The sequence below is a fragment of the Allobosea sp. P1_B10 genome (assembly GCF_056406735.1).
The window spans coordinates 190,063-204,131 of record NZ_JBFTZP010000008.1; the positions used below are offsets into that span (position 1 = coordinate 190,063).

Below are 14,069 nucleotides of genomic sequence, written 5' to 3' on the forward strand. Positions count from 1 at the left end.
ACGAGGGCCACCACGTTCGTTGAGCGCGGCAGGCGCCACATGCCCTGCGAGCGGCGCCCCTCCCCCATTTCGCCGTTCCGCTTGTCGCGTGCGGGATAGACGGTTACGCCTGTAACCATATGGCGCCTGGCCAGCGCTACGATTTCGGGCGAATACGCGCGGCACCGTCGAGCCCGTACCTCGTCGCGCGAGAGGCGCCGGGAAACGCCAACCGCCAAGAGGTGTCGGCATGACGGCGCAGAATTCCGCTGGACTGGTCGCGGCAGGCAGGGTCGAGAGTGCGATCAAGCAGGGCTACATGTCGGGCTTCGGCAATGGCTTCGAGACGGAAGCCTTGCCGGGCGCGTTGCCCATGGGGCGAAACTCGCCGCAGAAATGCGCCTATGGACTCTATGCAGAGCAGCTGTCGGGCTCGCCCTTCACGGCGCCCCGCACAACGAATGAGCGCTCCTGGCTCTACCGCATCCGGCCGACTGTCGCTCATTGGGGCCAGTTCCGGAACGTCGATGCCGGTCTGTGGCGGACAGCCCCGGCCCGCGAGGTCGACATGCCGCTCGCGCCCCTGCGCTGGAGCCCGCTGCCCATGCCGCCGCAGCCCCTCAGCTTCGTCGAGGGCATGCACAGCATCACCACGGCCGGTGACGCCGGCAGCCTGGGCGGCATGGGCGCGCATGTCTATCTCGTCACGCGCTCGATGGTGGACGAGTATTTCTACAATGCCGATGGCGAGATGCTGTTCGTCCCGCAGGAGGGATCCTTGAGGCTCTGGACCGAGTTCGGCATCATCGACATCGAGCCCGGCGAGATCGCGGTGATCCCGAGGGGCGTCAAGATCCGTGTGGAACTCCCCGGCGGGCCGGCGCGCGGCTATGTCTGCGAGAACTATGGCGGTGCTTTCAGCCTGCCCGAGCGCGGGCCGATCGGCGCCAACTGCCTGGCCAATCCCCGCGATTTCCTGACACCCGTCGCGGCCTATGAGGATCGCGAGGCGCCCTCGACGATGTTCGTGAAGTGGGGCGGCAATCTCTGGATGACGGAAATCCCGCGCTCGCCGCTGGACGTCGTCGCCTGGCATGGCAACTACGCGCCCTACAAATACGATCTGCGAAAGTTCTCGCCGGTCGGGCCGGTCCTCTACGACCACGCCGACCCCTCGATCTTCACCGTGCTGACCTCCCCCTCGGAGACGCCCGGAACGGCCAATATCGACTTCGTCATTTTCTCGGATCGCTGGCTGGTGGCGGAAAACACCTTCCGGCCGCCCTGGTACCACATGAACGTGATGAGCGAGTTCATGGGACTGGTCTACGGGGTCTACGACGCCAAGACCGGCGGCGGCTTCGTGCCCGGCGGGATCTCGCTGCACAACAGCATGCTGCCGCACGGGCCCGATCTCGACGCCTTCGAGAAAGCCAGCAATGTCGAGCTGAAGCCTCACAAGCTCGAAGGCACGCTCGCCTTCATGTTCGAGACGCGCTTCCCACAGCATGTCACGGCCTTTGCCGCCGGAAGCGACGCGCTGCAGAAAGACTATGGCTCCTACGGCCACAGGCTGGCGACGCATTTCGATCCGTCGACGCCCTGATACGCGCAGGCGGTCGACGGAGGGGCGAAGCTAAGCCGCCCCTCGCCTGACATCATGCAACGGTCTGGGCCGCCGCTTCCGGCTTGCGCCAGCGCCTGACGAGGCGGATGACCGCGACGTAGAGCAGCGGCACGAAGAAGACGCCCAGAACCGTCGCCGCGATCATGCCGCCCATCACGCCGATGCCGATGGCGTTCTGGCTGCCCGAGCCGGCACCCGTCGCCATTGCCAGCGGCGTCACGCCGAGCACGAAGGCAAACGAGGTCATCAGGATCGGCCGCAGACGCTGCCGCGCAGCCTCGAGCGTCGCCTCGACGAGCCCCTTGCCGAGGGCCTCCTGCTCGATCGCGAACTCGACGATCAGGATCGCGTTCTTCGCCGCCAAACCGATCGTCGTCAGCAATCCGACCTTGAAGTACACGTCGTTGCTCTGGCCGAAGAGCGAGGCTGCCAGCAGCGCGCCAAAGATACCGATCGGCACGCAGAGCATCACGGCAAACGGCACCGACCAGCTCTCGTAGAGCGCCGCCAGGCACAGGAACACGACCAGCATCGAGATGGCGTAGAGCGCCACCGCCTGGCTGCCCGAAAGCTTCTCCTGGAACGACAACCCCGTCCATTCATGGGCAAACCCGACGGGAAGCTGGCCCACCAGCCGGTCGATCTCCTCCATGGCCGCGCCCGAGCTCACGCCTGCTCCCGCCGCGCCCTGGATCTCGACAGCAGCCGAACCGTTGTAGCGCTCCAGTCGCGGCGAGCCATAGCTCCAGCGCCCGTTCGAGAAGGCCGAGAACGGAACCATCTCGCCCTTCTGGTTGCGGACATGCCAGCGTCCGACATCTTCCGGCTGCATCCGGAACGGCGCATCGGCCTGGACATAGACCGATTTCACGCGGCCGCGGTCGATGAAGTCGTTGACATAGGCCGAGCCCCAGGCCGTCGACAGCGTGTTGTTGATCGCGCCGAGCGGCAGCGTCAGCGCGCTCGCCTTCTCCTGGTCGATCTCGATGGCATATTGCGGCGTGTCCTCTTGCCCGTTGGGACGGGTGCCGGCGAGCTGCTTGCTCTGCCCCGCAAGCCCGAGGAGCTGATTGCGGACCTCGATCAGGCGCGAATGGCCGGCGCCGGCGATGTCCTGAAGGTAGAAGTCGAAGCCGGCCGTGTTGCCGAAGCCCTGGATGGCGGGCGGCGCGAGGGCATACACCGTGCCGTCCTTGATCCCGCGGAATGCTGCCATGGCGCGCCGCGCCACCGCCTGGGCGGTCGCATCCTTGCCTGTGCGCTGTGCGAAGGGCTTCAGCCTCACGAAGGCCAGGCCGACATTCTGACCCTGGCCGCCGAAGCCGAAGCCGGCAACCGTCAGCACGCCGTCGACATAGTCCTTTTCCTGCTCGCGGTAGTGCTTCTGCACCTGGTCGAGCACGCGCAGCGTCCGGTCCTGCGTGGCGCCGACCGGAAGCTGGACACTGGTCAGCAGGATGCCCTGGTCCTCGTCGGGCAGGAACGAGCTCGGCATCCGCATGAACATCCAGCCCATGCCGCCGCAGATCACGAGGAAGAGCATGAGGAAGCGCATCGGCCGCCCGATCATGCCGGCCACGCCCGAGCGATAGCCATTGGTGGTGCGCTCGAAATTGCGGTTGAACCAGCCGAAGAAGCCCTTGCGCGGGGCGTGATCGCCGACCGGCTTGAGCAGCGTGGCGCACAGTGCCGGCGTCAGCACGAGCGCGACGACGACGGACAGCACCATCGCCGTGACGATCGTCACCGAGAACTGGCGATAGATGACACCCACCGAGCCGCCGAAGAACGCCATCGGCACGAACACCGCCGAGAGCACTGTCGCGATGCCGATCAGGGCGCCGGTGATCTCGCCCATCGACTTGATCGTCGCCTCCTTGGGGGAGAGCTTCTCTTCCTGCATCACGCGCTCGACATTCTCGACCACGACGATCGCGTCGTCGACGAGAAGTCCGATCGCCAACACCATCGCGAACATAGTCAGCGTGTTGATCGAGTAGCCCGCCAGCGCCAGCACGCCGAAGGTGCCGAGCAGCACGACAGGCACCGCCAGCATCGGAATGAAGGTGGCGCGGAGGTTCTGCAGGAAGACGTACATCACGATGAAGACGAGCACGATCGCCTCGATCAGGGTGTGCACGACCTTCTCGATCGAGAGCGTCACGAAGGGCGTGGTGTCGTAGGGGTAGGTCACCTCGACGCCTTCGGGCAGCGTCTGCTTCAGCCGCTCGATCGTCTCCTGCACCGACTTGGCGGTGCTGATGGCGTTGGCCCCCGTGGCAAGGCTGATCGCGAGGCCGGTGGTCGGGCGGCCGTTGTAGTACGAGACCGTGTCATAGCTCTTGGCGCCCAGCTCGACGCGCGCGACATCGTTCAACCGCACGATCGAACCGGACGGGCCACTCTTCAGGATGATATTCTCGAACTGTGGGACGGTCTGCAGCCGCGACAGCGCGGTGACGGTTGCGTTCAGCTGCTGGCCCGGCTGCTGCGGCAGGCCGCCGAGCTGGCCGGCCGACACCTGCGTGTTCTGGGCCTCGATCGCGACCGCAATGTCGCTGGGCATCAGCGCGTATTTCTGGAGCTTGTCGGGATCGAGCCAGATCCGCATGGCGTAGCCGGCGCCGAAGAGCTGCGTCGTGCCCACACCCTCGACGCGCTTGAGCGTGTCGTTGAGCGTCGAATCCACATAGTCTGCAAGGTCTGTGGTGGACATCCGGCCGTCGGTCGAGACGAAGGCCGCGACCATCAGGAAGCCGGTCGACGCCTTGGCGACGGAGATGCCGGTGCTCTGCACCACCAGCGGCAGCTGCCGCGTGACGAGCTGAAGCTTGTTCTGGACCTGCATCTGCGCGACGTCGGGATCGGCCTGACTGTTGAAGGTCAGGGTGATCTGGGCGTTGCCGGTCGAGGTCGAGGTCGCCGTCATGTATTGCAGATTATCGAGGCCGGTCATTCCCTGCTCGATGACCTTGGTCACCGAGTTCTCGACGGTCTGCGCGTCGGCGCCGGGATAATTGGCGCTGATCTGGACGGTTGTCGGCGCGATCTGCGGGTATTGCGAGATCGGCAGCGTGCGCAGGGCCAGAAGGCCCGCGAGCATGATCACGATGGCCACGACCCACGCGAAGATCGGGCGTTCGATAAAGAAGCGAGACAGCATGGCGTCAGTTCTTCGCCGTGCTGGAGGAGGTGAGCTCGGCGCGGCGATTGGCCGATTTGAGTTCGCCGGTCGCCTCGTCGACGCTGACCTCGTTGGCGGTGACCGTCTGGCCCGGCCGCACGAGCTGGCTGCCTTCCACGATCACGCGTTCGCCGTCCTTGATGCCGCTCTCGACCAGCCAGTTGGTGCCGATGTTGCGACGCGTGACGAGCACGCGCTCCTCGACCTTGCCCTCGGCGGAGACGAAACGTGCCGTCGCCTCGCCCTTGGGGTTGCGGGTGACGGCGCGCTGCGGCAGCAGGAAGCTGTTCTCGGCGATGCCTTCCTGGATGCGCGCCCGCACGAACATTCCCGGGAGGAGCAGGCTTTCCGGATTGGGGAATTCGGCGCGCACGGTGAAGGTGCCGGTCGTTTCGTCGATATTCGCTTCCGCGAATTCGAGCTTGCCGGACTGGGGATAGTCCACGCCGGTGTCGAGCTTGAGCTTCACGGCCACGTTGGGCCCGCTGAACTTCAGCCGGCCGCTGGCAACGTCGCTGCGGAACTTGAGCAGGTTGGTGCTCGACTGGATGACATCGACATTGATCGGGTCGAGCTTGCGGATCGTCGTCAGCACAGTGGCCTGGTTCGCGGTGACGAGCGCACCTTGCGTCAGCGCCGACTTGTCGACGCGCCCGTCGATCGGAGCCGTGACCTTGGTGTAGGCGAGGTTGATCCGCGCTGTCTCGACGCTGGCCTTGGCCGAGGCCACATCGGCCAGTGCCTGGCCCAGCGTCGCATTGGCGTCGTCGGCATCCTGCTTGCTGCCGGCATTGCGCTGCAGCAGTTCGCGGTAGCGATCCGCCCTGAGCTGGGCGTTGACCGCAGCGCTCTCGGCCTTCTGCTGGGCCGCAACCGCGCTGTCGAACGCGGCCTGGTAGGGCGCGGGGTCGATCTCGTAGAGCACGTCGCCCGCCTTGACCTGGCTTCCCTCGCGAAACTGCCTCGACTTGATGATGCCGCTGACCTGCGGCCTGACCTCGGCGATCAGGCTCGCCGAGACGCGGCCCGGCAGTTCGGCCGTGATCGCGACCGGCTGGGGATGCAGCGAGACGACGCTGACCTGGACCTGCGGCTGCTGCGGCGGGGCAGCGGCCTTCTCGGAATTGCAGCCGGCCAGCATCGCGGCGAGCAGCATCGCGCTAGGCAGAACGAAGGGAACTGACGATCTGGCGCGCTCGGTCGGCATGCAGGGTCTCTAATTTGGAAACTGAAGAGTTTTCTTATCGCTTGATTTCCTGCCCTGTCAAACCCAACAATGCGGCGCAATGACGAACACGGCACGCCAGACCCAGCCATCAGACACGCCCAGCGCGGTCCGCACGCGCGGCCGGCCCAAGGCGCGCTCCGACGACGCCGAGCGCCAGCGGATCGTCGAATCCGCACGCATCCAGTTTCTCGACAGCGGGTACGCCGGTACGACGATGGATGCGGTGGCCGCGCGCTGCGGTGTCTCGAAACGCACGCTCTACCGGCTGTTTCCGACCAAGACCGACCTGTTTCGCGCCATGGTCGTCGATCACAGGCGCTCGATGCTGGCGCTTCCCCGCGACCTCGACGAAGACCTGCCACTGGCCGACGCGCTCGCTGCGATCTTCCGTCTCGACATCGACGAGAGCGAGAACAGCGAGCAGATCGCCTTCATCGTGCTCGCTTTGTCGGACTCCGATCACTTCAGCGAGATCAATGACGTTATCGTGCAGGAGGGCGCCCGTCCGGCGCGGGAACTGCTCACATCCTGGCTGAGGCACAAGCAGGAGCGCGGCGAGCTTCGTCGCGTGCCTGCGGACGCGATGGCGCGCATGCTCATGGACATGATCTTCACGGCGCTGGTGAAGCGATTCCCCGGCGACCAGTTGCAGACGATCGGAGACCGCGTGCGATACGCGCGTCTCTGCATAGACGTCTTCCTCGAAGGCGCCCGGGTCTGAAGGCTCAGGCCGCCCGCGCCGCCTTCTTTTCAGCCGCATGCTCCTCTTCGGATGCACCCTTGCGCCAGTAGCTGACGACCAGATGCTGGTCGCGCCCCGGACGCAGGCGCTGGCGCGCGGCGGCGCGGATATGCCGGAAGACGTCATTCTCGGTCGCCGACCAGAGATACACATCCGGCCCCCCGCTCGGCCATTCGAGCGCATCGAAGGCCTGCTGCAACGCCGGCAGACCGCCTGCCGTGCCCGCCTGGCGATGCAGCCAATGGATGGAGACGCCGGCGGGGGCCGCCAGTGCCAATTCCTCGCCGGCATCGGCGACCTCGATGAAGGCACGGCCTTCTGCGTCCGGCGGGAGGTTCTCGAGCATGCGCGCGACGGCAGGAAGGCCGGTCTCGTCGCAGAGGAAGACATAACGGCCGGCAGCGCGCAGCCCGCGCCCGCCGGGACCTGCCATGCCGATCCGGTCGCCGATGGCGGCGCGAGCCGCAAAGGCGGAGCCGGGACCGGCATCGTCATGCAGCACGAAATCGATCGCCAGCGTGCCGGCCTCGGGGTCTATCCTTCGGATCGTGTATTTGCGCACCGCCGGACGCCGCTCCGGCGCCGGCATCTGCAGCATGCCGTTCGTCCCGAGCATCGGCCAGGCGGGCTCGGCGATCCCCGCGGGCGGCAGGAAGAGCCGCACATGCAGCGCCTCGAGGGAGGCATAGCGCGCCAGATTCTCGCCACGGAAGGTGATCCGCTTCATATGCGGCGAGAGCAGCTGCACGCCTGCCACGGTCAGGATGCGAAAGTCGGGAGGCAGGGACGGCTCCGAGCCATCGCCGGTCCAGGTGATCGCGGCAGCCGCTCCGGCCGGAGCGAACTCGATGACATGGCTGGCGATCTCGCGCTTGAGCCCCTGCAACTCCGGCAGGTCCGGCGCCTCGATCGCGATGCTGAGATGCCCCTGCACGGCGCGCAGCCTGGCGAGGCCTGTGCCCAATGCGATCACCGTCTCGTCCTGCTGCCGCGTCACGCTCGCGTCATGCTCGCGCATATGCGCGCAGAGCGGCACGAGCACCGCCTCGGGATCGGCCAGCGCGACCGTCGTTTCGGTGAGGAGGCTCATATCGTGGTCTTCCCAATGTGATCGCGGCTGGTGTCGAGGCCATCGACGATGATCTGGATGCGCCCGGCCGAGCAGTGTTCGACGCGCGCCTCCACGCCATAGACCTGCGCCAGCATCGCGCCGGTGATCACGTCATGCGAGGCGCCCTCCGCCGCCAGCGCGCCATGATCGAGCACGACGATGCGGTCGGCCCAGCGCGCGGCCATGCCGAGGTCGTGCAGCACCGCGACGATGATCGCGCCCGCGCCGGCCAGCTCGCGGACGATGCTCATGACCTGGACCTGGTGGCGCAGGTCTAGCGCGCTTGTGGGCTCGTCGAGCAGCAGCACCGAGGGCTCGCGCACGATCGCCTGCGCGAGGCTCGCCATCTGCCGTTGGCCGCCCGAGAGCGCGTCGAGCGGTTCCAGCGCGAGATCGCCGATGCCGAGCCGCTCCAGCACCGCCATCGCGCGCCGGCGCATCAGCGCATGCGGCATGGCCGCGCCGTCGAGCGGATTGACGGCGAGCGCCGTGATCACGGTTTCCAGCAGCGACAGCGCCGCCCCCGTCGGCAAGGCCTGCGGCATGAACCCGATCCGCGCGGCGCGGGAGGCCCGAGGCATGGCGGTCAGCTCGGCATCACCAAGGCGGATCGAACCCTGCGCCGGCAGCAGGCCGGCGAGCCCGCGCAGCAAGGTCGACTTGCCTGCGGCATTGGGCCCGACCACGGCCGTGACACTGCCCGGCGCAAACGGCGAAAGCGTGAGAGCGTCGATCACCCGCCGACGCGGGTAGCCGACGTTCAGACCGGTCACGGCGAAGCTATCAGCCGGTGCGGTCATGCCCGCCGCCTCAAAATCAGGGCGAAGAAGACCGGCAAGCCGATCAGAGACGTCACGATCCCGACAGGCAGAACAACGCCGGTGACGAGCAGCTTGCTGGCGATCGAGGCAAACGACATCACAACGGCGCCCGTCAGCGCGCTCGCGGGCAGGAAGAAGCGATGGTCTTCGCCGATCAGCATCCGCGCGATATGGGGCCCGACCAGCCCGATGAAGCCGATCGTGCCGACGCAGGCGACAGCGGTTGCGGCCAGCAGGCTGACCCTGAGCAGAGAGACAAAGCGCAGGCGGCCGACATCGATGCCATAGCTCGCGGCGCGGTCGGCCCCCATGCGCAGGGCCGTCATCCGCCAGGACGCGGCGAGCGAGAATGGCAGGGTCAGCGCGATGACGAGCACCATCAAGCCGATCGAGGTCCAGTTGGCGCGTGCGAGGCTGCCCATGCTCCAGAACACGAACTGCTGGAGCGCGTCGGCAGACGCCACGAACTGCACCAGCGCCAGCAGCGCATTGAAGGTGAAGACCAGCGCGATGCCGAACAGCACGAGCAGGTCGGGGCCGCCGGTGTTGCGGCGGGCCAATATCTGCAGCAGCAGCACCGAGGCGAAGGCGAAGAGGAAGGCATTGGCCGAGACGAGAACGCCCGCCGGCACGAACGGCAGGCCGATGCCCAGCACGATGGCCAGCGCCGCCCCGAAGGAGGCCGCCGCCGAGACGCCCAGCGTGAAGGGGCTCGCCAGCGGATTGTCGAGGATCGTCTGCATCTCGGCGCCGGCCAGCGACAGCGCCGCGCCGACGAGAACCGCGAGCAGCGCCACCGGCAGGCGGACCTGCCAGACGATGACCTGCGCCGCCCGGCCGGCATCCGCCGAGCCGGTCAAGGCCGCCCATGTCTGCGAGAGAGACAGTCCGGCAGGGCCGGTCGTCAGGTCGGTGAGCAGGCCCACCAGGACGAGGAGGCCCAGCCCGATCACCATCAGCGTGCGTCGACGCAGTTGCGCGGCATAGCGCGAGAGCGCCGCCTCGCCCTGCGCCGAGACGGCCGTGACCCGGCCGGACTGCATCATGGGCGGCGCGCCTCGCCGGCCTTGGCCGGAGGACCGACCCAGAGCGCGCCGTCGAGCGATATCGGCGAGAAGGCTTGCGCCTCCTTCAGGGTCGCGGCCGGATCGACATCGGCGAAGCGGTCAGGATGGATCCAGCGGGCCATCGCCTCGATGCCCACGACATGCAGCGGCGTGTCGTTGAACAATTGCCACAGGCCAAACGCGCGCCCTTCGCGAACGGCGCTCAAGGTGGCGAGCCCCGGATTCGCCAGAAGCTTGGCAAAGCTTGCCTGGGCCTTCTCGGCGGAGACGCCGAGGCCGAGGACGAGGCCGCCATTCTTCTCCAGATGCGTCCCGCCGGTCGCGATGTAGACCCGCGGATCGGCGCTGATCAGTTGTTCGAGGCTGATCTGTCCCGACGCGCCTGGCAGCAGCGGCGCTGCGATGTTGCGACCGCCCGCCGCCGTGATGAAGGCATCGAGCGTGCCCTTGCCCGGCGAGCTGCAGCATTCGAAGCCGCCGGCATGGGTGTGCATGAAGACATCCGGCCGCGATGCGCCGGCGAGCCGCTGCGCGATCCCACGCATATGGCGTTCATAGAAAGCGATCACCTGCTCGGCCTGAGCCTCGCGGCCGATCAGGCGCCCCAGGGACCGCAGGCTCGGCACCGTCTCCGTCAGCGGGTCGAGATAGAAGTCGATGACGGCCACCGGGATGCCGGCGGCTTCAAAACGCTCGACGAGATCGCCGGGTCCGCGCCGCGTTCCGGCCAGCGACCGGCTCAGCACGACGAGATCGGGCATCAGCGCGACGGTCTGCTCGAAGGAAAAGCCGTTGGGAGTGGCGCCGTCCCCGACCGTCGGGACCGCCTCCAGCGCCGGGAAGCGCTCGCGATAGAGCGTGTAGGCGTCCGGGTTCTGGCGCTTGTGATCGCTCCCCCACCCCGCCAGCAGGCTGACCGGATCTGGATGCAGCAGGCCAAACGCATTCAGCTGGCGCCCCTGGCCCAGCACGATGCGCTTGGCCGGGCCCGGCAAGGTAACGGAGCGGCCGAGCATATCCGTGACCGTCACGGGCTGGGCCGCGGCGGTCGTCAGCGCGAGCCCCAGCGCCAGCGCGCCGGCAGCCGCCCATTTGAGAACCGACACGATCATGCTGCCACCGTCTTGCTCGCAATTGGTTGCGCCAGCGCGAAGGAGACGGCGCGCGACAGCATCGACGGGATCACCGAGACATGGTTTTCGCCCGGAAAGACCACGAATTCGCACGCGACCCGCGGCGACGCGCTCAATCGGGCCGCCATTTCCGCGGCGTTGTCGCGCATCCGTGCCATGCTCAGACGCGCGGCGCGCTGGGGATTGCCGCCCGGCCCGTCGCCCTGTTCGGCATCACCGACGGTCATGAGAAGGCGGCCGGCGGCCCCCGACGATGCCTGGCGGAACGCCTCTTCCGTCAAAAGGATTGCCCGCTCCTGCCACCAGATCGACGGGCTGCCCGCGACATAGGCATGGAACAGGCCCGGACGCGTGAACAGGGCGTGGAGCGTGAAGAGCCCGCCATAGGAATGTCCGATCAGCGACCGGCGGGCGGGATCGAGCGGTACGATCGCTTCAACCGCCGGGATCATCTCGCCCAGAATCGCGTCAAGAAAGCGATCCGCCCCACCCGGCACAGGCAGGAGATCGGCTGCGCGCCGCTCGCTGTCGAAGAGCGCGCCGCCGGGATAGCCGATGCCCAGGATCACCGACGGCATGACACCGGTCACCTGCGGCCGGCCCGCCTGGAGCCGGGCCGCCGTGACCATCGTGGGAAACAGCGCGTGGCCATCGACCAGCACCGCGAGCGGAAACCCGCCCGGCGGGGCGGGTTCTGAGGGCACCGCGACGAGCAGCCGGTAACTCTGGCCGCCGCGGGTGACGAGGTCGAACTGCCGGGTGTCGGGCAGTTCGACCGGGAGCGCGCTGCCGCTGTGCGGGATCGGAAGGGTCACGCGGCTTTCAGCCTCACCAGCGGTAGGACACGGTCGCCAGCACCGTCCGGCGCAAGCCGAAGGAGCACTGCACTGCGGCGTAGCAGCCGGCAATATACTCCTTGTCGAACAGGTTGTGCGCGTTCACCTGCAGCTTCCAGCCCTTCAGCTTCGCCGACGCCGCCGCGAGATCATAGCTGATCGCCGCATCGACGAGGGTGTAGTCGGAGGTGAAGAAGGTGTTGCCCGCGTCGCCCGCGCCCTTGCCGACATAGCGAACGCCGCCGCCGATGCCCAGGCCATTGAAGAGCCCGGTCTTGAAGGTGTAGTGCGCCCAGAGCGAGGCCATGTGGCGCGGCACGACGGTGGGCCGCTTGCCGAGATCGACGCCGTTGCTCTTGGTCACCTCGGCATCGGTGTAGGCGTAGGCCGCGACCAGATCGAGGCTGTCGAGAACGGTGGCGCGGGCCTCGACCTCGATGCCGCGGGCGCGCACCTCGCCGGTCTGGATCTGGAAGCCGACATTGCGCGGGTCGGTCGTCGCCACGTTGCTTTGCGTCAACTGGTAGGCGGCTGCCTGCAGGAAAGCATTGCTGCCCGGCAGCTCGTATTTGAAGCCGACCTCGTATTGCTCGCCTTCGGAGGGCTTGAACGGCGTTCCAGCAAAGCTCGCGCCGGCGACCGGCTCGAAGGAGGTCGAGTAGCTCGCATAGGGCGCAAAGCCATTGTCGAAATTATACATCAGCGCGACGCGGCCGGTCTTGGCGGTATCGTCCTGCTTGGTCAGCACGCCGGTGTTCAGCGCACGCGCGCGCACCTCGGCACTGTCGAAGCGTCCGCCGACGAGCAGCGACAGCCGGTCGAGCTTGATCTGGTCCTGCAGATAGACGCCGTATTGCGAGGTCGTCTGCGACACACCCGGGATCGCCGGCACCGCGAAGGGCAGGCGACCATAGATCGGGTTGGTGAAGTCGAGCGTCTGCACCGTTCCGCCGGCGCCGGTGAAGGCCTTGCCGTCGGTCCAGTAGCCGTCGACGCCGAAGAGCAGCTTGTGCGTCAGCGGGCCCGTGCGGAAATCGGCCTGGAGCTGGTTGTCCATGCCCGCCGTGCGCGCATTTTCATTGGAGGCGGTGACGCGCCGGGTCAGCGTCTTCTGGTCGGCGCCGATGCCGGCCACCGCGACCGTATGCATGCGCGATTCCAGATCCGAGACGCGGACATTCTGGCGGAAGGTGAAGACGTCGTTGAAGCGATGCTCGAAGGCATAGCCGAGATTGGCCTGGTTGCGGCTGTAGCCCTCGTAGTTGGGCTCGCCCGGGAAGAACTCGCTGCGGATCCGGCCTGCGCGGCTCGGCAGGACGGTCCCGACAGACGGGATGAAGCCGTAGAAGCCGGTCTCGGGATCGCGCTGGAAGGAGGCCATCAGCGTGAAGTTCGTCGCGGCGTTGGGCCGGTAGGTCACCGATGGCGCGATGAAGATGCGCTCCTCGCGGGTATGCTCGACCTGGGTGTCGGCGCCCCGGCCGAGGCCGACGACGCGGTAGAGCCAGGTCTTCTCGGGGTCGACGGGGCCGCCGACGTCGAAGGCGAACTGGGCCCGCTGGAAGCTGCCGACCTGGACCTGCACCTCGCCATGCGCCTCGTCCTTGGGACGCTTGCTGATCATGTTGACGATGCCGCCGGGCTTGACCTGGCCGAACACCACGGAGGACGGCCCGCGCAGCACCTCGATGCGCTCGAGCCCCCATGGCTCATAGGCAGGCACCAGGAAGTTGACGCCACGCTGGTAGCGCAGGCCATCGAGATTGTTGATGAAGCCGGCGCCGCCGCCGCTGCCGCCGAAGCCGCGGATGAAGGTGCTGTCATAGCGACCCGCCGAAAGGCGAGTCTCGGCCAGCACGCCGGCCGTGTAGCGCAGCGCCTGGCCGACGCTCTGGGCGCCCTGGTCGTCCATCTGGTCGCGGGTCACAACAGTCACCGACTGCGGGGTCTCCATCAGCGGCGTGTCGGTCTTGGTCGCGGAATCGCTGCGCCGCGCGACATAGCCGTTGACCGGACCGCTGGCGCGATCGCCCTGGACGTCGATGGTGTCGAGCCCGATCGGAGCCGCGGCAGTCTGGGCGAGCGCTACGCCGGCACCTCCTACGACGAGAGCACTGAGCGCGACACTCGCAAGGATGGTCGTACGGCGACGTGTCGGGATGGGCGCGCTGCGCCTTGTCGCCTTGATCTCAAATCCGTTCACGGTCTGCCGTCCCATCGCTCGCCAATGTCTCGCCGGCACGCGGCGAAATCCCTTGCACGGTATTGCTGGAAGGGACCGCGACCGGGCAACCGCCCAGGCTTTCGATTGCGGCAGCATTGCTTTCGGTCGCGCTTCAAA

General features: G+C 67.3%; 10 protein-coding genes. 2 read left to right on the forward strand and 8 right to left on the reverse strand.

Annotated features, from left to right (window positions below; translation table 11 throughout):
- Positions 1-229 precede the first annotated feature (229 nt).
- The gene (gene hmgA / locus AC1D2L_RS17510; RefSeq protein ID WP_476847170.1) at positions 230-1,585 is read left to right on the forward strand and encodes a homogentisate 1,2-dioxygenase; all 1,356 of its coding nucleotides are present in this window, start codon (positions 230-232) and stop codon (positions 1,583-1,585) included.
- Between the two features lie 52 nt (positions 1,586-1,637).
- Here hmgA and AC1D2L_RS17515 read toward each other — a convergent pair whose 3' ends face one another.
- Positions 1,638-4,766, reverse strand: a complete 3,129-nt coding sequence (locus AC1D2L_RS17515; RefSeq protein ID WP_476847330.1) for an efflux RND transporter permease subunit — start codon at positions 4,764-4,766, stop codon at positions 1,638-1,640.
- Between the two features lie 7 nt (positions 4,767-4,773).
- The gene (locus AC1D2L_RS17520; RefSeq protein ID WP_476847171.1) at positions 4,774-5,997 is read right to left on the reverse strand and encodes an efflux RND transporter periplasmic adaptor subunit; all 1,224 of its coding nucleotides are present in this window, start codon (positions 5,995-5,997) and stop codon (positions 4,774-4,776) included.
- 79 nt (positions 5,998-6,076) lie between these two features.
- Here AC1D2L_RS17520 and AC1D2L_RS17525 point away from each other — a divergent pair, with 79 nt between their 5' ends.
- A complete protein-coding gene (locus AC1D2L_RS17525) occupies positions 6,077-6,739 on the forward strand; it encodes a TetR/AcrR family transcriptional regulator (RefSeq protein WP_476847172.1) in 663 nt (220 codons plus the stop codon).
- A gap of 4 nt (positions 6,740-6,743) precedes the next feature.
- On the opposite strand, the gene AC1D2L_RS17530 is transcribed toward AC1D2L_RS17525, so the two are convergent.
- The 6 genes from AC1D2L_RS17530 to AC1D2L_RS17555 are packed head-to-tail and all read right to left on the reverse strand — an operon-like array spanning position 6,744 to position 13,931.
- Entirely contained in the window at positions 6,744-7,850 is a 1,107-nt protein-coding gene (locus AC1D2L_RS17530) for a DUF2218 domain-containing protein (protein ID WP_476847173.1), read from the reverse strand.
- Positions 7,847-8,671 carry an ABC transporter ATP-binding protein gene (locus tag AC1D2L_RS17535; RefSeq protein WP_476847174.1) on the reverse strand — a complete coding sequence of 275 codons (825 nt, stop codon included), beginning with the start codon at positions 8,669-8,671 and terminating at the stop codon, positions 7,847-7,849. The genes AC1D2L_RS17530 and AC1D2L_RS17535 overlap by 4 nt, the downstream gene beginning before the upstream one ends.
- Positions 8,668-9,738, reverse strand: coding sequence for a FecCD family ABC transporter permease (locus AC1D2L_RS17540; protein WP_476847175.1), 1,071 nt, complete (start codon positions 9,736-9,738; stop codon positions 8,668-8,670). Before AC1D2L_RS17540 ends, AC1D2L_RS17535 begins: the two co-directional genes overlap by 4 nt.
- Positions 9,735-10,871, reverse strand: coding sequence for an ABC transporter substrate-binding protein (locus AC1D2L_RS17545; RefSeq protein ID WP_476847176.1), 1,137 nt, complete (start codon positions 10,869-10,871; stop codon positions 9,735-9,737). Before AC1D2L_RS17545 ends, AC1D2L_RS17540 begins: the two co-directional genes overlap by 4 nt.
- Positions 10,868-11,707 (reverse strand): alpha/beta hydrolase, encoded by an 840-nt coding sequence (locus tag AC1D2L_RS17550; RefSeq protein ID WP_476847177.1) that lies wholly within the window; start codon positions 11,705-11,707, stop codon positions 10,868-10,870. Before AC1D2L_RS17550 ends, AC1D2L_RS17545 begins: the two co-directional genes overlap by 4 nt.
- Positions 11,708-11,720: 13 nt before the next feature.
- On the reverse strand, positions 11,721-13,931 hold the full coding sequence (locus tag AC1D2L_RS17555) for a TonB-dependent siderophore receptor (protein WP_476847178.1): 2,211 nt from the start codon (positions 13,929-13,931) through the stop codon (positions 11,721-11,723).
- Positions 13,932-14,069: the final 138 nt, after the last annotated feature.

Coding starts and splice junctions, on each gene's coding strand:
- AC1D2L_RS17545 (WP_476847176.1), bottom strand. CDS start 10,871: ATGATCGTGTCGGTTCTCAAATGGGCGGCTGCCGGCGCGCTGGCGCTG.
- AC1D2L_RS17525 (WP_476847172.1), top strand. CDS start 6,077: ATGACGAACACGGCACGCCAGACCCAGCCATCAGACACGCCCAGCGCG.
- AC1D2L_RS17535 (WP_476847174.1), bottom strand. CDS start 8,671: ATGACCGCACCGGCTGATAGCTTCGCCGTGACCGGTCTGAACGTCGGC.
- AC1D2L_RS17520 (WP_476847171.1), bottom strand. CDS start 5,997: ATGCCGACCGAGCGCGCCAGATCGTCAGTTCCCTTCGTTCTGCCTAGC.
- AC1D2L_RS17530 (WP_476847173.1), bottom strand. CDS start 7,850: ATGAGCCTCCTCACCGAAACGACGGTCGCGCTGGCCGATCCCGAGGCG.
- hmgA (WP_476847170.1), top strand. CDS start 230: ATGACGGCGCAGAATTCCGCTGGACTGGTCGCGGCAGGCAGGGTCGAG.
- AC1D2L_RS17540 (WP_476847175.1), bottom strand. CDS start 9,738: ATGATGCAGTCCGGCCGGGTCACGGCCGTCTCGGCGCAGGGCGAGGCG.